This is a genomic window from Nevskia soli DSM 19509, assembly GCF_000711955.1.
Taxonomy (GTDB): domain Bacteria; phylum Pseudomonadota; class Gammaproteobacteria; order Nevskiales; family Nevskiaceae; genus Nevskia; species Nevskia soli.
In genome coordinates this window covers 87,872-108,372 of the sequence record NZ_JONR01000011.1, presented here as the reverse complement: position 1 = coordinate 108,372, position 20,501 = coordinate 87,872, and the positions used below count along the sequence as shown (strand labels likewise).

Annotated in this window: 16 protein-coding genes; 9 read left to right on the top strand and 7 right to left on the bottom strand. The window is 68.9% G+C overall.

Annotated elements, in window-relative coordinates; genetic code table 11:
* Nucleotides 1-90: 90 nt before the first annotated feature.
* Nucleotides 91-804, bottom strand: a complete 714-nt coding sequence (locus BP26_RS0107810; RefSeq protein ID WP_051748609.1) for an ROK family protein — start codon at nt 802-804, stop codon at nt 91-93.
* A 122-nt stretch (nt 805-926) separates the two neighbouring features.
* Entirely contained in the window at nt 927-9,677 is an 8,751-nt protein-coding gene (locus BP26_RS0107805) for a GH36-type glycosyl hydrolase domain-containing protein (protein ID WP_211254860.1), read from the bottom strand.
* Nucleotides 9,678-10,233: 556 nt separating this feature from the next.
* Between BP26_RS0107805 and BP26_RS0107800 the strand changes: the two genes are divergently transcribed.
* From BP26_RS0107800 to BP26_RS0107785, 5 genes are all read left to right on the top strand, one after another.
* Entirely contained in the window at nt 10,234-10,728 is a 495-nt protein-coding gene (locus tag BP26_RS0107800; RefSeq protein ID WP_366518043.1) for a lipid-binding SYLF domain-containing protein, read from the top strand.
* A gap of 96 nt (nt 10,729-10,824) precedes the next feature.
* On the top strand, nt 10,825-10,968 hold the full coding sequence (locus tag BP26_RS29305; RefSeq protein WP_157572413.1) for a hypothetical protein: 144 nt from the start codon (nt 10,825-10,827) through the stop codon (nt 10,966-10,968).
* A gap of 198 nt (nt 10,969-11,166) precedes the next feature.
* The gene (locus BP26_RS0107795) at nt 11,167-11,382 is read left to right on the top strand and encodes a hypothetical protein (protein ID WP_029920015.1); all 216 of its coding nucleotides are present in this window, start codon (nt 11,167-11,169) and stop codon (nt 11,380-11,382) included.
* A gap of 63 nt (nt 11,383-11,445) precedes the next feature.
* Nucleotides 11,446-12,765: a GNAT family N-acetyltransferase gene (locus tag BP26_RS27450; protein ID WP_051748606.1), complete on the top strand. Its 1,320-nt coding sequence runs from the start codon at nt 11,446-11,448 to the stop codon at nt 12,763-12,765.
* Nucleotides 12,762-12,983, top strand: coding sequence for a hypothetical protein (locus tag BP26_RS0107785; protein ID WP_029920013.1), 222 nt, complete (start codon nt 12,762-12,764; stop codon nt 12,981-12,983). The genes BP26_RS27450 and BP26_RS0107785 overlap by 4 nt, the downstream gene beginning before the upstream one ends.
* 12 nt (nt 12,984-12,995) lie before the next feature.
* Here the strand turns inward: BP26_RS0107785 and BP26_RS0107780 are convergent, their stop codons facing one another.
* The 5 genes from BP26_RS0107780 to BP26_RS0107760 all read right to left on the bottom strand — a co-directional run bounded on the left by BP26_RS0107780 (nt 12,996) and on the right by BP26_RS0107760 (nt 17,485).
* Nucleotides 12,996-14,072: an NAD(P)H-dependent flavin oxidoreductase gene (locus BP26_RS0107780; protein ID WP_029920012.1), complete on the bottom strand. Its 1,077-nt coding sequence runs from the start codon at nt 14,070-14,072 to the stop codon at nt 12,996-12,998.
* Nucleotides 14,073-14,154: 82 nt separating this feature from the next.
* Nucleotides 14,155-15,276 (bottom strand): serine hydrolase domain-containing protein, encoded by a 1,122-nt coding sequence (locus BP26_RS0107775; protein WP_029920011.1) that lies wholly within the window; start codon nt 15,274-15,276, stop codon nt 14,155-14,157.
* Between the two features lie 6 nt (nt 15,277-15,282).
* Nucleotides 15,283-16,140, bottom strand: a complete 858-nt coding sequence (locus BP26_RS0107770) for a hypothetical protein (RefSeq protein ID WP_029920010.1) — start codon at nt 16,138-16,140, stop codon at nt 15,283-15,285.
* 268 nt (nt 16,141-16,408) lie between these two features.
* Nucleotides 16,409-16,972 carry a hypothetical protein gene (locus tag BP26_RS26490; RefSeq protein ID WP_036516288.1) on the bottom strand — a complete coding sequence of 188 codons (564 nt, stop codon included), beginning with the start codon at nt 16,970-16,972 and terminating at the stop codon, nt 16,409-16,411.
* Between the two features lie 162 nt (nt 16,973-17,134).
* A complete protein-coding gene (locus tag BP26_RS0107760; RefSeq protein ID WP_029920009.1) occupies nt 17,135-17,485 on the bottom strand; it encodes a hypothetical protein in 351 nt (116 codons plus the stop codon).
* Between the two features lie 131 nt (nt 17,486-17,616).
* Here BP26_RS0107760 and BP26_RS0107755 point away from each other — a divergent pair, with 131 nt between their 5' ends.
* Genes BP26_RS0107755 through BP26_RS0107740 form a run of 4 tightly spaced genes read left to right on the top strand, consistent with a single transcriptional unit; the run spans nt 17,617 to nt 20,496 of the window.
* The gene (locus tag BP26_RS0107755; RefSeq protein WP_084182900.1) at nt 17,617-18,315 is read left to right on the top strand and encodes an RNA polymerase sigma factor; all 699 of its coding nucleotides are present in this window, start codon (nt 17,617-17,619) and stop codon (nt 18,313-18,315) included.
* Entirely contained in the window at nt 18,312-18,611 is a 300-nt protein-coding gene (locus BP26_RS0107750) for a hypothetical protein (RefSeq protein WP_029920007.1), read from the top strand. The genes BP26_RS0107755 and BP26_RS0107750 overlap by 4 nt, the downstream gene beginning before the upstream one ends.
* Nucleotides 18,611-19,048: a periplasmic heavy metal sensor gene (locus tag BP26_RS0107745; protein ID WP_029920006.1), complete on the top strand. Its 438-nt coding sequence runs from the start codon at nt 18,611-18,613 to the stop codon at nt 19,046-19,048. Before BP26_RS0107750 ends, BP26_RS0107745 begins: the two co-directional genes overlap by 1 nt.
* Nucleotides 19,045-20,496 carry a DUF1800 domain-containing protein gene (locus BP26_RS0107740; protein WP_029920005.1) on the top strand — a complete coding sequence of 484 codons (1,452 nt, stop codon included), beginning with the start codon at nt 19,045-19,047 and terminating at the stop codon, nt 20,494-20,496. Before BP26_RS0107745 ends, BP26_RS0107740 begins: the two co-directional genes overlap by 4 nt.
* Nucleotides 20,497-20,501 lie beyond the last annotated feature (5 nt).

Here is a 20,501-nt window from a genome sequence, read left to right as displayed (position 1 = left end):
CATGTGCAAGTCTGTGCGTAGGTCTGACCGCCACGCAGGCGGGATCGTTCCATGGTTTACCCATCGCCCGCTCCTGGGAGAGAGGCTGTTTCATACGTGGTTCCGCCACAGCCGGAAACCGCCGGCGAAGGCGTTGGCATTGTCGCCGCGCCGCACGCCCGGCGGCAGCTTGCGCAGGTGCCGCACATTGCCGCCGCCGAGCACGATGTAATCGGGCTGTAACGCGGCGTGCAGGATTTCAATGGTCTTCTCGACGTTGGCGCGCCATTCCTTCTTGCCCAGGTCCCGCAGCGCCTGCTCGCCCACGTAGTGCTCGAAGGTCTTCTTGCGGAAGGGCAGGTGGGCCAGCTCCAGCGGCTGCACCACGCCGTCCAGGATCGCCGCCGAGCCGAGGCCGGTGCCGAGGCCGAGGAACAGCATATGGCCGCCGTCGTAGCTGCCCAGCGCCTGCATCGCCGCGTCGTTGATCAGGCGCACCGGACAGGCGAAGGCCTGCTCGAAATCGAAGTCCTTCCAGCCCTTGCCGAGGTTGCGCGGATCCTGCACCACGCGGCCATGGAGCACTGGCGTCGGGATGCCGATGCTGACGGCGTCGTAATGCTTGCCCGCCAGCAGCGGCAGCAATTGCGCCAGCATGGCGGCCGGGGTCATCTTCGGCCCGGAAACGAACTTGATCTCCTGCCGGCCGCCCTTGAGCATCGCCTTGACATGGGTGCCGCCGATATCCAGCACCAGGATGCGCCGCGGCGCCGCTGTATCATGCCCCGGGTTCGCGCCGGACGGTGGGGTGCCGCTGCTCTTCATCCTGATCCGCCTTCTTTTTGGCCGCTCTGAATGCCGGCGGCGCCTTGTATGAATCTGACCGCCGCATCAGCGGGATCGTTCCAGACGCGTGCCTTGCCGTGGCCCGTCCCTACATCATGCGTTCAGCCTGCGGCGGCCGGCAAGCCGGCGCGCCTGATCCGCACCTCGACCTGGTGTGTGCCCAGGTCGTTCACCAACGGCACGGCGCGGTCCGCCTGGGCCACGCCATCGAGGATGACGTCGATGGTGGTGTCCGCGGTGTCCGGGGCCGGCGTCTGCTGGACGGCAATGCGATAGCTGGTCTCGCCGTGGCGGTAGCTGATCGAATATGCCGTCCACTCCCGCGGCAGGCAGGGCGTGAAACGCAGGCTGCCCTGTTTCAGCTGCAGGCCCAGCAGCGATTCGGTCATCAGGCGGTAGAGCCAGCCGGCCGAGCCGGTGTACCAGGTCCAGCCGCCGCGGCCGGTGTGCGGCGCGATGGCGTAGACGTCGGCCGCCACGACATAGGGCTCGGTCTTGTAGGTGGCCACCGCCTCGGCGCTCAGCGCGTGGTTCACCGGGTTGATCAGCGCCAGCAGCTCCCAGGCGCGGCGGCTGTCGCCCAGGGCGGCAAAGGCCATCGCCGTCCACACCGCCGCGTGCGTGTACTGGCCGCCGTTCTCGCGTACACCGGGGACGTAGCCCTTGATGTAGCCCGGGTTCATCGCCGACTTGTCGAACGGCGGGTCGAGCAGCTGGATCAGACCGTGCTCGCGTCGTACCAGGCGCTGGTCCACCGCTTCCATCGCCTGGCGCGAGCGTGCGGCTTCGCCGCCGCCGGACAGCACCGACCAGCTCTGCGAGATGGAATCGATGGAGCATTCCGGATTGGTCGAGGAGCCGAGCGGCGAGCCGTCGTCGAACCAGGCGCGGCGATACCAGGCGCCGTCCCAGGCATGCAGCGCGACGTTGTGCCGCAGCCGGGCCGTTTCCTCATGGCAGCGACCCGCGAAGGCGGCATCGCCGTGCAGCGTGGCGACTTCGGCGAAGGACGACAGCACCTCATGCAGGAAGAACGCCAGCCAGACGCTTTCACCCTTGCCGTGGATGCCGACCAGGTTCATGCCGTCGTTCCAGTCGCCGGAGCCCATCAGCGGCAGGCCGTGCGCGCCGAAGCGCAGGCCATGCTCGATGGCGCGCACGCAGTGCTGATACAGGCTGGCGCTTTCCGCCGAACGGCCCGGCAGGTCGTAATACGACTCCTCGTCGGCGCCGAGCGGGCGGCCGCTGAGGAAGTGCGCGGTTTCATCGAGCACCCCGTAGTCGCCGGTTGCCAGCACGTAGCGGCAGGTGGCCAACGGCAGCCACAGGTAGTCGTCCGAACAGCGCGTGCGCACGCCGCGCCCGGCCGGCGGATGCCACCAGTGCTGCACGTCGCCCTCCGGAAACTGGCGTTCGGCGCAGAGCAGCAGGTGCCGGCGCAGCAGCCCCGGTTCGGCGTGCACCAGGGCCATCGCATCCTGCAGCTGGTCGCGGAAGCCGAAGGCGCCGCCGGACTGGTAGAAGCCGCTGCGCGCCCAGATGCGGCACGCCAGCACCTGGTACAGCAGCCAGCCGTTGGCCAGCACGTTGAGCGCCGCATCGGGCGTTGCTACCTGCACCACGCCCAGCGTCTGCTTCCAGTAGCGCTGCACCTTTTCCAGCGCGGCGCGCGCCGAGCCCGGTTGGCGCAGCCGCTGCGCCAGCTCGCGCGCCTGAGCGAGGTTGTGCCCGGCACCGAGCCTGAAGATGATCTGCCGCTCCTGGCCGTCGGCCAGATCGAACGGCACCTGGATCGCGCCGCAGGGATCCAGTGCCGCGCCCAGCCGGCCGGACAGGCCGGAGCGGCTCATCGCTTCGGGATGGGTCAGGGTGCCGTTGCGGCCGAGGAACTCGGTGCGGTCGCCGCTCAGGGTGCGCGACAGGTCGTCGATGTCGAAGAAGGCCACGCGCCCCTCGAATTCCGTGTTGTAGGCATTGCGCGCGAACAGCGCGCCGCTGGCCGCATCGATCTCGGTGACCACATGCATGGCGCATTTCGGCCGCAGATCGCCGAGCACCCATTCGACATAGCCGGTGGCGGACAGGCGCCGCGCGCGGCCCGAGCCGTTGCGCACTTTCAGTACGAAGAATTTGACCGCTTCCTCGAGGTCGACGTACACGCACAGTTCCGAGCGGATGCCGCCGCTGGTGTGCTCGAACACGCTGTAGCCGAAGCCATGGCGGGTGAGGTAGGGCATCGCGCCGCCACTGGGCAGTGGCGTGGGCGACCAGAAATGGCCGCTCTCCTCGTCGCGCAGATAGATGGCTTCGCCGCCGGAGGCCCCGACCGGGTCGTCGCTCCACGGCGTGAGCCGGAACTCATGCGCGTTCTCGCTCCAGGTATAGCCGAGCCCGCTCTCGGTGACGACCGTGCCGAAGTGCGGATTGGCCAGCACATTCGACCAGGGTGCGGGCGTCCTCCGCGCCTGCGACGTGCCGATGACGTATTCGCAGCCGTCGGCGGTGAAGCCTCCCAGGTCGTTGGCCAGGATCAGGTCCTGCCGCGGCGGTTCGGGCAGCGCTGCCGGCTCGGCGCGATGGAAACGCACGGGCGTCAGCCGCGCCATGCGTTTGTTGGCCAGGCTCTGGCGGTTCACCTGATCCAGCAGCGTGCCGCGGCTGTCGGCGAGGATGACGCGCGCCACCGCCTGCAGCAGGATGCGGTCCTCGTTCGGAATCTGTTCGGCGGAGCGCACGAAGATGCCGCCGGGCCGGTCGATCGTCTGGGCCTGGGTGCCGGTGGCGATGAGGCCCATGATCTGGTCTTGCAGCTGTTGCCGGTAGCCGGCGTGATCCTCGTTCCAGATCACCAGATCGACCACCAGGCCTTTCAGGCGCCAGTAGGCGTGGCACTGGATCAGTTGGCGCGCCAGCTCGATGTTGCCGCTGTCGGCGATCTTCAGCAGCACGATCGGCAGATCGCCGGAGATGGCATAACCCCACAGGCCGGACTGGCCGCGCCGGTTCTGCAGCAGTATGCCGGCATCGGCGCGCAGCGAGGCATTGGCGTAGAGCACCGAGCTGGCCAGGCGGCGGTACAGCTGCGCCTCGGCCTCGCCGACATTGATCTGGCGCAGCGTCACGCCGCCATGGGTCCAGGCCAGGTCGAAGACCCGGTCGGCGAGATGCCGGTCCTGGTATCGCTCGGCCAGGCTGATGGCGGCTTCGCGATTGTCGGCGGCGCCGGACACCAGGTCGATGGTGGCCGATTGCCCTGCCTCGAGCACCACGCGGCAGCGGATGGCGACGATCGGGTCGAGCACCGAGCCCTCGCTGCCGGACAGGGCGGCGGTCTCGCGCATCGCGCACGGCGCGGCGACGCCGCCGCCGCGGCCGATGAAGCGCATGCGGTCCGTCTCGTAGGAGACTTCGCCGATGTCGCTGCCATGCGCCGCCAGCAGGTGGAACATCCACGGCGTGTGCTCGCCGACGGAGCGTGGCCGCCGCGTGCACAGGATGGCCTGGCGTTCGCGGAGGATCTCGGTCTGCACGAACAGGTTGCCGAACGAAGGCTGCATCAGGTCCGCCGCCGGCGGCGCCAGCACCACTTCCGCGTAGCTGGTGATCTCGATGGTGCGGCGCAGGCGCGAACGGTTGGTGAGGCGCACCCGGCGCAGCTCGATATCGTCTTCCGGCGAAACCACGATCTCCGAATAGCTCTCGATATCGTGGTCGCGGCGTCGGTATTCGGCGCGCCCCTCGGAGAATGTCGCCTCGTAACTGTCCGCCCGCCGCAGCGTCGGCTGGTGCGCCGCCGACCAGAACTCGCCGCTGCTGGTGTCGCGCAGATAGATGAAGGTCCCCCAGTTGTCGCTGGTGGTGTCTTCGCGCCAGCGCGTCATGGCCTGGTCCTTCCAGCGGCTGTAGCCGCCGCCGGCGTTGCTGACCATGACGTGGTAGCGGCCGTTGGACAGGAGCTGTACTTTCGGCGTCGGCGTGTTGGCGCCGAGCGGCACCTGCGTCGAGCTTTCCGCCGCTCCCGAAAAAGCACCGCCCTCCGAATACTCCGTGCTGAACTTCTGCGCGGTGGAGTTCTTCGGGATGCGCTCCTGCAATAGCAGCATGGTGGCCTGGAACCGAGGGTCCGATTCGAAGCGCCGCTGCATCGGCTGGCCGAGCAGCAGATGCGCCAGCGACAGCAGCGTCATGCCCTGATGGTGCGCCATGAACGATTGCACCACCGCACGGGTCTGGCCGCGGGTCAGGCGCGAGACGGTGTAATCGGCGGCTTCGTAGAAACCGAAGCGGCCGACCAGCCCGTCGGCCGCCAGGCGCTGCAGGTTGGCGCAGGCCGCTTCCGGCGCCACCATCAGGGCCAGGGCGGTGGCGTACGGTGTGATCACCGAATCCTCGGCCAGGCCGCGCTTCAATCCCAGGCCCGGCACGCCGAATGCATGGTACTGGTAGTTGAGGGCGGCATCGACGGTGTTGTAGCCGGACTCCGACACGCCCCAGGGCAGGGAGCGCTGGTTGCCATAGGCGATCTGCCGCGCCACCGCCGCACGGCAGGTCTGGTCGAGCAGGGTGCCTTCGTAGGATGGCATCACCAGCAGCGGCATCAGGTACTCGAACATCGAGCCGCTCCAGGACAGGAGGATCGGTTCGCCGCCGCTGCTGCTGCGCAGGCGGCCCAGCGCGAACCAGCTTTCCTGGGGCAGTTGCCCCTGGGCGATGGCGACGAAATTGCTCAGCCGCGCTTCCGAAGCCAGCAGGTCGTAGAAGCTGGTGTCGCGCCGGAACTGATCGACGTTGTAGCCGATTGCCAGCAGGTGGCGCTCGCGGTCGTAGAGAAAGCCGTATTCCATCGCTGCGAATCCACTCGCCTGCAGCGCCAGGCCCTCGACCGTCGCGATGCGCTCCGCCGCGCGTTCCGCCGCCTCCAGCAGCAGCGGGCGCAGGGCCAGCAGCCGGTCGCGCCGCGGCGATGCCGCCTCTTCGAGCAGGCCCGCATCGACGGCCGGCGGCAGACGGACGGCCCATCCGGCCAGTTCGCGCAGGGTCGGGATCCCGTCCGGCTCGACGGGGTTGCCCAGGCTTTCCGGCGCCGCCGGCAAGGCGAGCCACGGCGCCAGGAAGCGCAGTTCCTCCAGCGCGTCCTGGCACTGCCGGGTGAAGGCGCCGGCCCAATCGGCTGCTTCGTCTTCGGCGGCGGCGCCCGCACCGGCGCTGATGCCGGCGGCGGTGTCCGCGATGGCTTCGAGCGTGCGCAGCACCTGCCGCAGGCGCCCCGGCGGTGCGGCGCAGGCTCCATCCAGCAGCGCCCGCAGTCGAACGATCGGCGCTTGCGCGGGTTCTGGCGCCGCGTCGGCGAGAAGGCCGAGCGTGTCGGCCAGGCCTTCGAACACGCGCGCACCGACGATTCTCTCTCCGGGCAACGCCAGCAGGCCGGCGCGCAGGGTCAGCAGATGGCCGGCCAGGTTGCCGCTGTCCACCGAGGAGATGTAGCGCGGCGGCAAGGGCTGCAGCGATAGCGTGTCGTACCAGTTGTAGAAATGTCCCTGGTGCCTTTGCAGTTGCGCCAGGGTACGGAAGGTATCCGCGGTGCGCCGCAGCAGCGATCCGGCCGCGATGTAGCCGAAGTCGCAGGCCGTCAGGTTCGCCAGCAGCGCCAGGCCGATGTTGGTCGGCGAGGTGCGATGCGCCAGGATCGGGCCCGGTTGCTCCTGGAAATTGTCCGGCGGCAGCCAGTGATCCTCGGCGACGACGAAGCGCTCGAAGAAGGCCCAGGTGCGGCGGGAGATCTTGCGCAGGAACAGGATCTGGCCGGCGCCGAACCTGGCTTCGTGGCGCGGCAGCGGCTGGCTCAGCCACCAGGCGATGGCGGGCGCCGCCAGCCACAGGCACAGGATGGGCGCCGCCACCGCCAGCGCCCCGGTGCCGGACCGGCTGGCGGCCGCCGCCGCGGCGACGGCCGCAACGGGAGCGATCCACATCGTGCGATACGAAGCCGCGATCCCGGCGGCGTCGTATCGATCGCCTTGGTGCGGCTTGCCGGTCGCGCCGCCGCCCCGCGTGCCGGCCGTGGCTACGTTCCATTCCAGCAGATGGCGATGCGTCACCAGCATGCGCCACGCGGTGCGCAGGATCGCGTCGAGGTTGAACAGCGCTTCGTAGGGCAGGCAGGCGATCCTGAATCCGGCCAGGGCGAAACTGCGCCCGGCTGCGCGCAGCACGGCGCCCAGATGCTGGCCCAGCAGCGCTTCCCGGGGCTTGCGCAGGGCGTCGACCAGGGAAATCAGCAAAGGCGGCAGCAGCATCACGCCGAGCGCCGCCAGCGTCCACAGCCAGGGCCGGGGCAGTATCGACCAGCCGAGCAGCAGCAGCGAGGTCAGGGCGACGAGGGCGAGGCTGCGGCGCAGATTGTCGAGAATCTTCCAGCGCGACAATGCCGACAGTGGATTGCGCAGGGTACTTCCGTCCGGGCCGGGAACCTGGGGCAGCAGCCAGTGCGCGATCTGCCAGTCGCCGCGGATCCAGCGCTGCTGCCGCCTGACGTCGGTCTGGTAATGCGCCGGATATTCCTCGTACAGATGCACATCGCTGAGCAGGCCCGAGCGCACGTAACAGCCTTCCAGCAGATCATGGCTGAGGATGCGGTTTTCCGGGAAGCGATCCTTCAGCACGCGCTCGAAGGCGTCGACCTCGTAGATGCCCTTGCCGATGAACGAGCCCTCGCCGAACAGGTCCTGGTAGACGTCGGAGACCGAACGCGTGTAGGGATCGATACCGGGTTCGCTGCCGCTCAGCTGCGCGTAGCGCGAGCGGTTCGCCGCCGACAGGGTCGCGGCCATGCGCGGCTGCAGGATGCCGTAGCCGCCGCCGATGCGCTGCCGCTTCTCGTCGTAGCGCGGCCGGTTCAGCGGATGCGCCATGGCGCCGACGAATTGCCGTGCCGAATCGCGCGGCAGCTGCGTATCGGTATCGAGAGTAATGACGTAGCGCACCTTTGGCAGCACGCCGAGGTCGCCGACCAGCAACGCGAAGCGCTCCCCGGCGTCGCCGCGCAGCAGCGCATTGAGGTCGCCCAGCTTGCCGCGCTTGCGCTCATAGCCCATCCAGATGCGCTGCGCCGGATTCCAGCGGCGCGGCCGATGCAGCAGGAAGAAGTGGCCGCCGCCCGTGCCCGGATATTTCCGGTTGAGCCGGTCGATCCCCTCATGGGCCTTGCGCAGCAAGGCCTCGTCTCCGGCCAGCGTTGCCTCGTGCGCGTCGGGCAGGTCGGTGAGCAGGCCGAAATGCAGGTACTGATCCTGGTTGCCGAGGAAGCGCACTTCGAGCGCTTCGAGCAGGTCTTCGATGTCGCGCGCCGTGGCCAGCAGCGTCGGGATCACCACCAGCGTGCGCAATTCCGCCGGCAGCCCGCGCGAATAGTCCATGCGCGGCAGCAACTGCGGCGTGGTCAACAGGGTGGCGAGCCAGTTGGTCAGTGCCGAGGCCAGCTGGCTGCTGGCGAACAGGGTCAGCGTCGCCAGCAGCGCCAGGCGCCAGCCGGCGACGCCGTCGTCATGGGCGCGCAGCAGCAGATCTGCGCCGAGCAGTCCGGTCATCAGCAGGATGGCGCCGAGATACAGCCACAGCGGAGTGCGGCCGATCGATCCGTGCAGCAGGGGCGTCCATGTCTTGTGCGCTCCCACCGATCGACGCAGCTGCCGCAGTCCGCGGTCGATCAGGTAGTAGCCGACGTGTGCGATGTGTGCCGTGCCGCCGCTGTCCCGCGCCAGCGCGATGGCCGTGCGCGCCACCTCGATTTCCGGACGTCCGCTGCGTTTCGCCAGCCGGTCGATCACCTGCCGGTAACGATCGCGCGTGGTGAAATCCATGGCGCCGTAGACGCCGCCGGGGTCCTGCAACAGCACCTGCTCCACCAGGCTCATGGTCTCGACGAAGTTGCGCCATTCGGTCGCGCCGAGGAAGCGCAGGCTGCCGATGGTGTTGCTGATCGAGACGTGATCGGCCGACTGCTGCTGGGCTTCCGACTGCACCATCTGTTCAATGGTCTGGCTCGATTCCGCCAGGCGCTGCTCGATCCAGGTCAGCGGCAGGGCCAGGGCGGGTCCATGACCTTGCAGGCGGCGCGCCAGCTCGGCGACGAAGGCGCTGACCATCGGCGGGTTCGAGCGCGCCATGTCCGCGATCACCAGGATCAGGCTCTTCGGATCGCTGGCGGCGATCTCCATCATCTGGTTGGCCCAGTCCTCCGCCTGGTTGAGGTGGATTCTCGCGGTGGTGATGCGCGCGCCGACGCGGCGCAGGTTTTCGATCAGCGCCAGGCGCAGCATGATCGGAATGGCCCACAGCTCGCCCAGCGTCAGCGGCGTTACGGTCTGGTAGGCCGCCACGAAGCGGGCCAGGGTTTCCGCATCGACGCGGCCATCGCCGTGCGAGATCGCCGCCAGCGCCAGGTCGTAGACGCGCGGCAGGCCGGCGGAAGGGCCTTGCGCCAGGCGCGGCAGTTCGCGGCTGTAGCCGCTCGGCAGATGCTGGCGCGCGGTGCGGATCTGCTCTTCGATCAGGTAGAAATTGTCGAGCAGCCATTCGCCGGCCGGTGCGATGCGGTGCCTGGCCTTGACCGCGGAGGTCAGCAGCCGGCTGGCATCGATCAATATCCGCTCGTTTTCGTCCAGACGCTGCAACAGGCGGTCGCGCCTGCGGCTGCGGCTCAGGACATGCGTCGCCGCCAGGGCCTTGCCGTGCTGCTCCATCTGCTCGGCGCTGAACAGTTCGGCACGCAGCGGCGTCTGGCCCTCGTCATCGTCGATGTCGAAATGCCGGCGGCGCCAGAACGCAAGTCGCTGTCGCAGCAGCGCACGCACCGCGGCTGCGATTTTCAGCGTGGCGGGTGAGTCGATCAGGCAGCCGCCGGGCCGCTTTGCGGCAGTCGGGCGTTGTTCTTGATGGGCATCGCGTGTCCTGAGGTGCGGTACCGCATCCGTAACCGCCAGCGGCAGTCCGGAAGCAGAACCCGGGAGCGATCTACATGTATACGCTGAAGTTTTACGGATGTCTGTCCGCCATCGCACAGAGCACCACGGCGCTGCCGTATGGACCTCCGCAGATCCGCCGGAACACTGCGGCGGCGCCTCCATGTGCGCAATCGAACAGACCGTATCGCGGTGCCCGACTAAGGTGTGTCGAAGCCCGATGCCGTCGAGGACGACGGTTCCGGAAGCGATTTCGATACAGGACGCAAGCGGGAGACATTCGCCGGCGGCCGTTGCCGGCCGCCATGGCGAAGAGCCCGCGTTTCACCGCCCGCATCGCGGCCGGCACCGATGGTCAAACCAGTTGAAGGAATACTACATAATGAATCTACGACATATTGCGCTCGCCCTGGTCCTTGCGATCGCGCCCGCTTTCCCGATCGCGGCGATGGCCAGCGGCGCCGCCGAATCCACCGCCGAAGACCTCAACCGCGACGCCGCGCAGGCCTTGCAGAACCTGTACAAGGCCAGCCCGGTCGCCGCCGAGATTTCCAAGCACGCCAGGGCGGTGCTGGTGTTTCCCAATATCGTCAAGGCGGGCCTGGTGTTCGGCGGCAGTTACGGTGAAGGCGTGCTGACCAAGGGTACGACCATCGCCGGTTACTACAACTCCGTCTCCGCTTCCTGGGGCCTGCAGGCCGGCGCGCAGTCCTACGGCTATGCGGTGTTCCTGATGAACAACAAGGCTGTCGAATACCTCGACAAGACCAAGGGCTGGGAAATCGGCGTCGGCCCGACCGTGGTGGTGGTGAACGAAGGCGTGGCCAAGAACCTGTCTTCCACCACCCTGAAGGACGATGCCTATGCCTTCATCTTCGACCAGCAGGGCCTGATGGGCAGCCTGAGCATCGAAGGCACCAAGATTTCGCATATCAAGCGCTGAGTCGCACATGGCCTGAGCGCTTCAACGGCGCAGTCGCCATCGCCGGGTTTCAAGAGTAATTTTTACCGGAACGGATGTCCGGTATAAAGATCAAGGATGATCGGAGCCGCACCGCAAGGTGCGGCTTTTTTTTGCATTGACGCGGCAAGTTTGCGCGCATGTTTTCGAGCATGGCTGGAATTGGCTGCCGGGGCGCAAGCCGACCTGGACGTGCCGCTTTTTTTTATGAATCCTTTATGACGCGGCACTGATTTCCACCTGCGGCATTTCACTTTTTACGGGGGCGGGACTCTCGATTTCCAACGGGCGGCGGCGATCTAATGCCGCGGCCAGTCGACCGACGGCGCCGCATGGGAGCATTCCATGTCAGTCGTTCCCTTATTCGATTCCCGGATTTTCATTCTTGCCCGCCCGGGCGCCGTTACGGGGCGCGCTTAAATGCACGCCCTGATCGCCGATGCGGCCCTGCTGGTGGCCCTGGTCTACGGCGCATTCGCCGCGTTCATGGTGGTGACGCCGTTGTTGCGGCGTGTCGCCGCGCCCTGCATCGCGCCCGATGTGCGCGGCGCCGATGCGGTGCAAACCCCCATCACCACCGCGCGGCTGGCCGCCGCGCGCTACCCGCTGCATACCTGCAACACCCGTTCGCTCTGAACGCGCCTGCTCAAAAAAAGCGCGCTTCGCGGCAATCCGCCGCATGCCCCTGACACCCCATCCATGTACGCCTTGCGTTATCGATTTGCAACATCCGGCGACGCCGCCCTGCTGGCGCGTCTCAATGTCCATCTGGTTGAAGACGGTGCGGACTTCGGTCCGGCCGAGCCCGCTTACCTGGAGCGGCGCATGCGGCGCTGGCTGAGCAGCGGACATGACCACGCGGTGTTGTTCGAGAACCGGGATGGAGAAGTGATGGCCTACGCGGTGTACGAGGAGCAGCCGTTCGAGATCTACCTGCGCCAGTTCATGGTGCTGGGCGCGGCGCGCCGCCACGGCATCGGCCGCCAGGTGTTCGAGACGCTGCGCTCGGAGATCTGGTGCAAGGACAAGCGCCTGACCCTGGAGGTGCTGACTTCCAACCGCGCCGGCTATCGCTTCTGGCGCTCGCTGGGGTATCGCAATTGCGCGGTAACCCTGGAGATCCCGGTGCCCGCTGCGTCGCGCGGCGAGACGCGCATCGGGGAAGCGCCGCCGCGTGCCGCGCTGCCGGCGCTGGCGAAGGCTTTCATCGATGCGCCGTTGCAGGCGCTGCGCGGCCTGCGCGCCTGGTCCGGCCATCGCGTCCGGGCCGTGGGCCGCTACGGCAGCGCACTGGCTTTCGCTGGCTTCGTCTCGGTGCCCGGCGCCGTGGCGGCCCCGCCCGTGCCCGTGGTGCCGGTCTCGTTCAGCCGCGGCACGCAGGTCCTGCCCGCGCCGGTGTCGCGCCTGCCGCGCGCCACTCCCGTTGACGCGCTCAGCGACGAGGAGCTGCGGGCGCTGCGCTCCAGCGGCGCGCATTGCTCCGCTTCGATCTACCGCATGGCCTGGGCCACGGCGCGGGTCTACCAGGTCGAGCCGGCCTGGGTCGCCGCCATCATCGAGGCCGAGTCCTCCTGTCATCCGGATGCCGTGTCGAAGGCCGGCGCGCTGGGGCTGATGCAGCTGATGCCGGGCAGCGGCGCGCGCGATGCCTACCGCCAGGCCTACGGCAAGAGCGGCCAGCCCGCCGCTGCCCTGCTGCGCGATCCCGAGGCCAATATCCGCCTGGGTACGGCTTACCTGCGCGGCCTGCACCGGCACTTCGTCAACTTCGACTCGGCCCAGGTGCGCCTGCTGCTGGCTGTCGCTTCCTACAACTGCGGCACCGACCTGTTCGATGCGCAGCTGCCGGCGGCCTCCGCAAATTGGGAAGCGGCCGACGCCGAGCACTGGATCGCGCAGCACGCGCCGCGCGAGACCTATGGCTACGTGATGCAGGTGCGGCTCATGGCCATGCGCTATGCCGCCGCGATCCATGCGCTGCACGCGGCGCCGGTGGTGGTCGCAGACGCACTGCCATGATGACGCGCGGGAACGTGCCTCCGCCCTGCGCGGCCTCGGAGCTGGAGATCCTGCGCCATATCGCCGCCGGCCATGATGCCTTCACCGGCTGCGACGCCAACGGCGATTTCCGCAAGCGCCTGCAAGTCCTCGCCGGGTTGCGGCGCGCCGGGCTGATCGATCACGCGCAGCGGCTCACACCCGCGGGATATGCCTTACTGGCGCAGCAGGGCCGCTGATGCGGCGCGGCTTCAGCCGCGCGCCAGCTTCGCCAGGGCTTCTTTCGCCAGGATCGCAGTCAGTTCGCCGGCCGGCAGTTCGCGCGCGAGGCGCGCGGCCTGGCCCGACCAGAGATTGACGAAGTCGTCCGATCCGCCCGGTTCGGTCCGTGCACGCAGCGGCGTCACCGCGGAAGCGGCGAGCGGGAAGGGTGGCGCGGCGGCGGACAGCGGCCCCAGCTCGCGTACCAGGCGGTTGACGATGCCGCGCGCCGGGCCGCCGGTGAAGACGTTGGTGAGCGCGGTGCCGTCGTCGGCCGCGTTCTTCAGGGCCCGCAGATGCACGGCGGGTACCTTGGCTTCCGGGCAGAACAGGTAGGCGGTGCCGATCTGCACCGCGGACGCGCCCAGCGCGAGCGCCGCGACGATGCCGCGCGCATCGCCGATGGCGCCGGCGGCGATCACCGGCACGCGCACCGCGTCCACCACCTGCGGCACCAGGGCGAAGGTGCCGATCTGCCGCGACATGTCGGCATTGAGGAAGTAGCCGCGATGGCCGCCGGCTTCCAGGCCCATGGCGATGATCGCGTCGCAGCCGTGTTGTTCCAGCCAGCGCGCCTCGGCCACGGTGGTGGCGGAAGAGATGACCCTGGCGCCGCTGGCTTTCACCCGCCGCAGCAGGTCCGCCTCGGGCAGACCGAAATGGAAGCTGACCACGTCCGGCTTGCACTCCTCGACCACGGCGCAGAAGTCGGCATCGAAGGGCTTGCGGCTCGCCGCCGGCAGCGGCGCCGATGCGTCGAGGCCCAGCTCGGCGTAGTAGGGCGCGAGCTGCGCGCGCCAGGCGGCTTCACGCGCGGGATCGGCCTGCGGCGGCTTGTGGCAGAAGAAGTTGAGGTTGAGCGGCCCCCTGGTGGCGCGCCGCATCTGGATCATCGCGGCGCGCACCTGATCCGTACTGAGCTGCGCGCAGGGCAGCGAGCCGAGGCCGCCCGCTTCGCTCACCGCGATGGCCAGCTCCGCCGTGCCGGGCCCGGCCATCGGCGCCAGGATGATGGGCAGCTCGATGCCGAACAGATCGAGGATGCGTCGGTCGGGCCAGTTGCTCATGGCTGCTGCTCCGGAAGGAATGGCGCGGATAGTGTGCGGCACCGGCGGCCGCATGTCCCGCGCCGGCAGCGCAGGCCTTCCCTCAGGGCGCGGACGCGGGCACCGGTGGCGTGGCGGCGATGATGGCGGCGCGCGCCTTGAGCAGTTGCGCGGAAACGTTCGGAAAGCGGTCGCGCAGGAAGAAGATGCCGTAGAGGCCGCTGCCGCGATCGATCCAGGGGAAGGTGCCGAAGGCGCCCGGGCTGGACACCATGGTGCAGCGCCGGTCGGCGTTCCAGGTTTCGCACCAGTTGCCCAATGCGTATGCGGTGCCGGGCACGCCGCCGGGAGGCAGGTAGGCCATCGGCTTGCCCAGGGTCTGCGCGGTTTCCATCGCCTCCACCGCCTGTGTGGAGAGGATACGGCGGCCGTCCACCGTGCCGCCGCGCGCCAGCATGCCGAGGAACTTCATGTAGTCCCCGGCGCTGGTCACCACGCCGCCCTGGAGCAGCGGGTTCAGGGTCTGCTCCGGCGGCACGCCGCGGTCCGGCAGATGCTTCCAGACCGTGTGCGTCATTCCCAGGGGCTGCGCGATGCGCTGCGCGAACAGTTCCGACCAGCGCTGGCCGGTGACGGCCTCGGCCAGCGCGCCCGCCACCTGGAATCCCGGGCCGCCGTACTTGAAGACCTGGCCGGGCGGATCTTGCAGGGGCCGCGCGGCGATCTCGGCGGCGGAGGCGGCGAGGGTGATGCGCGGGTCCTGGCGGATGTCGACCAGGTCCTTCAGGCTGCCTTCGCCGGAGGTCTGCGCCAGCAGCTGGCGCAGCGTGATCTCGCCGGGGGTTCCCTGGAACATCGGCAGATGTTTCGACACCGGCTCGTCGAGCGACAGCTTGCCTTCGTCGACCACGGTCATGAGCAGGGCTGCGGTCATCCACTTCGAGGCCGAGGCGACCGGATACCGGGTATCCGCGTCGATCCTGCCGACATCCAGGCGGTACAGCAGCCTGCCGTCGCGCATCACGATCGCGGTAACGCCAGGTACGCCGCCCTTGACCAGGGCTTCGAGTTGCGTGCGCACCTCCTGCGGCACCGGGGTATCACCATTGACTACCTCGCCGGGCGCGGACTTGCCCTGCTTGTGCTGTTGCGCCAGGTGATGCAGCGCGCGCACGCAGCCGGAGAGCGTGAGCACCAGCAGCAGGCCGAGCAAGCCGCGCTTCATGGCCGCCTACCGGCGCCGCACAGCGGTGGCGGGACGCAGCGATGCGCCGGACTTCACCCACTGCTGCGGCATGGGCTGGGTTGAGGATTGTGGCTGCGCCGGCGACAGCGGCTGCGCAACGGGCGCGCCGAGGGTGAGCGGCACCGCCAGGTAGCCGCCGCTGCCGTTGTCGGCGAGCAATTCGATTTCCTCCGGGCCCAGCGAGTCGTCCGGGAAGTACGAGGCCAGGCCGGTGAAGTTCGAACTGCTATTACCGCAGGTCTGCGTGTAGTTGACGTGGTAGGCGTTGTAATAGGAATCGAAGATGGAGAAGTGGCCGGCGTAGGCGCAGCCGTCGGAGCTGTTGCCGTTGAAGCTGCCGTCGGCGTTGATGGACAGGCTCAGGCTGAAGCCGGAATCGCTGTAGCCCCAGCCGCCGGCGAGCAGCGGGAGATTCGAGTAGGAGTAGTAGTAATAGTCGAAGCTCAGGTTGAGCGTGCCGGAGTCGCCGTTGGATTCGGTGAAGCTGGCGGAGAGTCCTTCGTCGGTGATCTGGCCGCCGAGGTTGCCGGAGACCTGCGCCTGTCCGCCGGGGAAGGCGCTGCCGCCGGCGTAGCCTTGCAGCGTGCCGCTGAGGTCGAGGCCATCGTTGGACAGGGACAGGCTGTAGAAGTCGCCGGTGTCGTCGTCGATCATGCGGCCGTTGCCGTCCTCGTCGATGATGGCGAAGACCTGGGTCTGGCGCTGCGTGATGTTGTCGGTCAGCGTGCCTTCATAGATCCCGCCGGGCGTGGCGTAGAAATAGTCGTCCTCGCCGGAGTCGTCGCAACCGGCGAGCAGGGCGGCACCCACCAAGATGGCAATGAGAGAAGTCTGTTTGATCATGATGGCTCCTTGGTTCGTTTTAATGGCTGCACAGGGGCTGCCTGGCGCCGCAACGGGTGTCGCGGCACGGCAGGGCCCGTTGCGGCGGCCTTGCGGCCGCCGGCTCGGGTATCGCATGAATATCCTGTTGATCCGCCCGCGGGCGGACGCAGGGGTGTCCTCAGCCGCGAGAGCCGCCCTGTTCGAGTTTCAGCCGGCCGGCGGATGCCGGGGGCGCCGTGCTAGGCCTGCGTTCGGCGCCGGGTCATCGCTGCGGCCGGGGGAGCTTTTAGTGGGGCTGTACGTCGACGCTCTTCGTTTCGGAAAAGCTGCTGCCGTTGGCGCGCGTGCCGTCGACGGTGACGGTGCGGCTGGTGTCGCCGTTGGGCTGGTGCGAGTAGTCGACGGTACGCGTGGCCGTGGCGCCTTTGGGGCCGGTGCGGGTGGCGGTGGCATCGCGCGTGGTGCCGACGCCGGCGGTGTGGTTGACGTCCGTGCTGCGGCTGTAGCTGCCGCCGTTGGGGCCGGTACCGCCGGCGTTTACCTGGCGGCTGGTCGAACCCGGCTGGTGGTTGAAATCGACGCTGCGCTCATGGGTGGCGCCGTTCGGGCCGGTCTGGCTGCCGCTGACCTGGCGGCTGGTGGAACCGGGCTGGTGGTTGTAGTCCACGCTGCGCGAGCGGGTGCCACCGGCGGCGCCGGTCACCGTGTGCTGCCGTTCGCGCTGCACGACGCGCACCGGTATCAAGCGGGCGCCCTGTGCGCCGGGAACCGGTTCGCGTGCCTGCGCCGCGCCGCCGCCGAGGCAGGCAAGCGCCATGGCCGCGGCGATGGTGATGTTCAATGTGTTCATCGAAACCTCCGGGACTGCTGGTCGTCCGTGTCGAAAAGCCGAAATGTGCGGGTCCATCGAGGGCCGGTCCGCCGGGGCCGGGTTATCCACAATGCGCCCCACCTCAGCTGATACGCAAGCCGCCGCCGTTCCCTTCGCGGAAGGCGGCGGTTCATGCATCGCTCAGTGCGCGGCCGGCGCCGAAGCGCCGCCCTGCATCTGCTGCATGTGCTGCTGCATCTGCTGGCGCAGGGCTGCTTTCTTCTGCTCGCAGGTGGCCGGATCCTTCTGGCATTCCTGCTGCAGCTCCTCGCGCTTGGCTTTCATCTCCGCTCGCGCCTGCTTGCACTGGTCGCGGTTGTTCTTGCAGTAGTCCTTGAGCTGCTGGCACTTGTCCGGATTCTGATCGCACAGCGCCTTCATGCGCTGCCGCGGCGTGGCGCCGGAGTCGGTATCGGTCGTGCCCTGCGCCTGGCAGACGCCGGCGGCGGCGAACAGAGCCAGGGCGAAGAGCGGGGCGAGCCTGGTTTTCATGCGGTATGTCCTTGTGTTTGCGTGGGGGTTGCCGCTTGGTACGCAGCCGGACCGGAATCCCTTCGGCGGTCCGCGAAGGGATTTTGCCGCGGCTCCGTATCAAGTCCGTGAACGACTGAAGAGGCAGCCGCATGCTGGCGCTGGCGCAAACCCGAAGCGGGACGGACTGGACAGGCCTGCCGTGGCCGGTGTTATCGTGGCTGCCGCGCGCGGGCGGCCGGCCCGCGCCACGCCACACTCTCCACACGGAAGCGGCCGTGAGCAGCAGCGAGGATGCGCAACAGGATCTGCGCCTGATGGCCGCCGTCGCCGGCGGCGACGAAGACGCCCTGCGCCGCCTGATGGAGCGCCACCTCGGCCGCGTGGTCGGGCTGGCGCAGCGCATCCTGGGCGAGCCGGACGGCGCCGACGATGTGGCGCAGGAAGTGTTCACCCGGGTCTGGCGCAACGCCCATGCCTTCGACAGCAGCGGCCAGCGCGGGCGCTTCACCACCTGGCTGTACAAGATCACCTTCAACCTGTGCCTGGACCGGCGGCGCCGCCACCGCGGCGAATGGGTCGCCATCGACCACGAGCTGCCGGATGCCGCGCCCGGTCCGGGCCAACAGGAAGAGCACCGGCAGACGCGGCTGCTGCTGGCGCAGGGCATGGCGCGGCTGTCGGAGCGGCATCGCGCCGCGCTGGTGCTGCATTACATCGACGAGCTCACCGCGCGCGAGGCCGCCACGGTGATGGGATTGGGCGAGAAGGCCTTCGAATCCCTGGTTCTGCGCGCGCGCCGCAGCCTGCGCGAATACCTTGAATCGACATTGGGCGGAGAGCGGGCATGAGCCGGGATCAGCAAGGCGGTGACAACGAAGCGCAACTGGATCGCGCGCTGGCCGAGCTGCTCGATGCGCGCGCGCCGCTGCCGGAGGCGCGCCTGCGCAATATCCGCCTCGCCGTGTTCGCGCGCGTGGCGCGGCAGCAATATCGCCTGTCCGATTTCTTCCGCTGGCGCGTTGCACTGCCGGCGGCGTTGACCTTGCTGTTCGCCGGCGCGGCGCTGGGCTGGACGGTGGACCAGCGCCTGGGCGAGTCGCAGGACTACATGGTCGGGGCGGTCCTCGTCTTCGGAGATTTCTGATGAACCCCGCATCGCCTTACCGCTGGATCAGGGGCGTGCTGATCGCCTCGCTGTGCCTCAACCTGCTGCTGGCCGGCGCCGCCGGCGCGCTGGTGATGCGCTGGCGCCTGCATCCGGAGCAGGAGGTCTACCGCCTGGCGCTGCGCCAGGTCACGCGGCAGCTCGACCACGACGACGCGCGCGTGGTGCGGCGCGCCTTCGTGGCCCGTCGCGGGGATACCCAGGCGGCCTATGCCGAGTACCGGCAGTCGTTGAAAGCGGTGCTCGCCGCCCTGCAGGAATCGCCGCGCAACGAGGACAAGCTGCAGGCGGCGATCCGCGAGGCCCGCGCCAAACGCACCGCGGTGAGCGACCTGACCTTCGATGCCCTGCTGAACGGCGTGGAGACGATTTCCCCGGCGGGGCGGGATGCATTGCTGCGGGGCGAGCGGCGGTGAACGGCGCGTCCGCACTCACGGCGGGCAGCGCCCTCAACCGCTTCGGCCTGGGCGCGCGCGCCGGCGAGGCGGCGGCGCTGGGCGATCCGCTGGCCTGGCTGCAGCAGCAGGCGCGCGCACCGGCGGACGCACCGCAGCTGGCGGGATTGCCGCGCAGCGTCGACTACATGGCGCGCGAGGCGGACTTCCTGGAGCGGCGGCGCAAGCTGAAAAGCGATGCCGCCACCACGGCCAAAGATGCGCCGGCCGCCGCCAACGATCCGCAGCGCACGCTGTACCTGGACCTGTTCGGCGAGGACCTGCGGCGCGAGTACTTGGCGCGCTGGCAGATCGCGGCGGAGACCAATACGCCATTCGCCGAGCGTCTGGTGCGCTTCTGGTCCAATCACTTCGCCGTCTCCACCGACAAGATCACGGCGGCGCTGTATGCGGCGCCGCTGGAGCGCGAGGCGATCCGCCCGCATGTGAACGGCCGCTTCGCCGATCTGCTGCTGGCGGTGGAAGCGCATCCGGCGATGCTGCGCTACCTCGACCAGGTGCGCTCGATCGGTCCGGACTCCAGGGCGGCGCGCTATTTCGCCCTGCATCAGCCGGAAGCGGACGAGGACATGCCGCCCCTGCGCGGCCTCAACGAAAACCTGGCACGCGAGATCCTGGAGCTGCACACCCTGGGTGCGGGCTCCGGCTATACCCAGGACGACGTCACCGAATTCGCCCGCGCGCTCACCGGCTGGAGCATGCCGGGGCCGCGCCAGCTCCAGCGCGGCGAGACTTTCGACAGCGCCTATCTGTATCGCCCGCAGGCGCATCAACCCGGCGTACGCACCATCCTCGGCAAGCATTACGCGGACGAGGGCGAGCAACAGGCGCGTGCGGTGCTGGCCGACCTCGCCGTGCATCCGGCCACCGCGCAGCACCTTGCGCTGAAGCTGGCCCGCCACTTCGTCGCCGACGAGCCGTCGCCGGAACTGGTGCGGCGCATGGCGCGCGCCTACCTCGACAGCCAGGGGCAATTGCCGGCCCTGTACCAGGCTCTGCTGCACGCGCCGGAAGCCTGGGCGCCCACGGCGCGCAAGTTCCGCACGCCGCAGGACTTCGTCGTCGCCGGCATGCGTGCCGGCGGCGTACCGGTCGGCCCGCGTCCGCGCGCCTGGGAGGGCGTGCTGGTGCGCCTGGGCCAGCCGACGTTCCAGCCGCGCTCGCCGGCCGGCTACAGCGATATCGCCTCCGACTGGATCGCGCCTGACGCGCTGTGGAAGCGCGTACAGGTGGCCGAGGCGCTGAGCGAGCACGTGCCGCGCCAGGGTCTTGACCCGCAGGCGCTGGCCCACGCCGTGCTCGGCCCGCGGCTCGACGCGCAGACGCAGCAGGCCCTGGCCCGCGCCGAGGCGCCGCAGCAGGCGGTGGCGATCCTGTTCGCCGCGCCGGCCTTCCAGTGGAGAACCTGACCGTG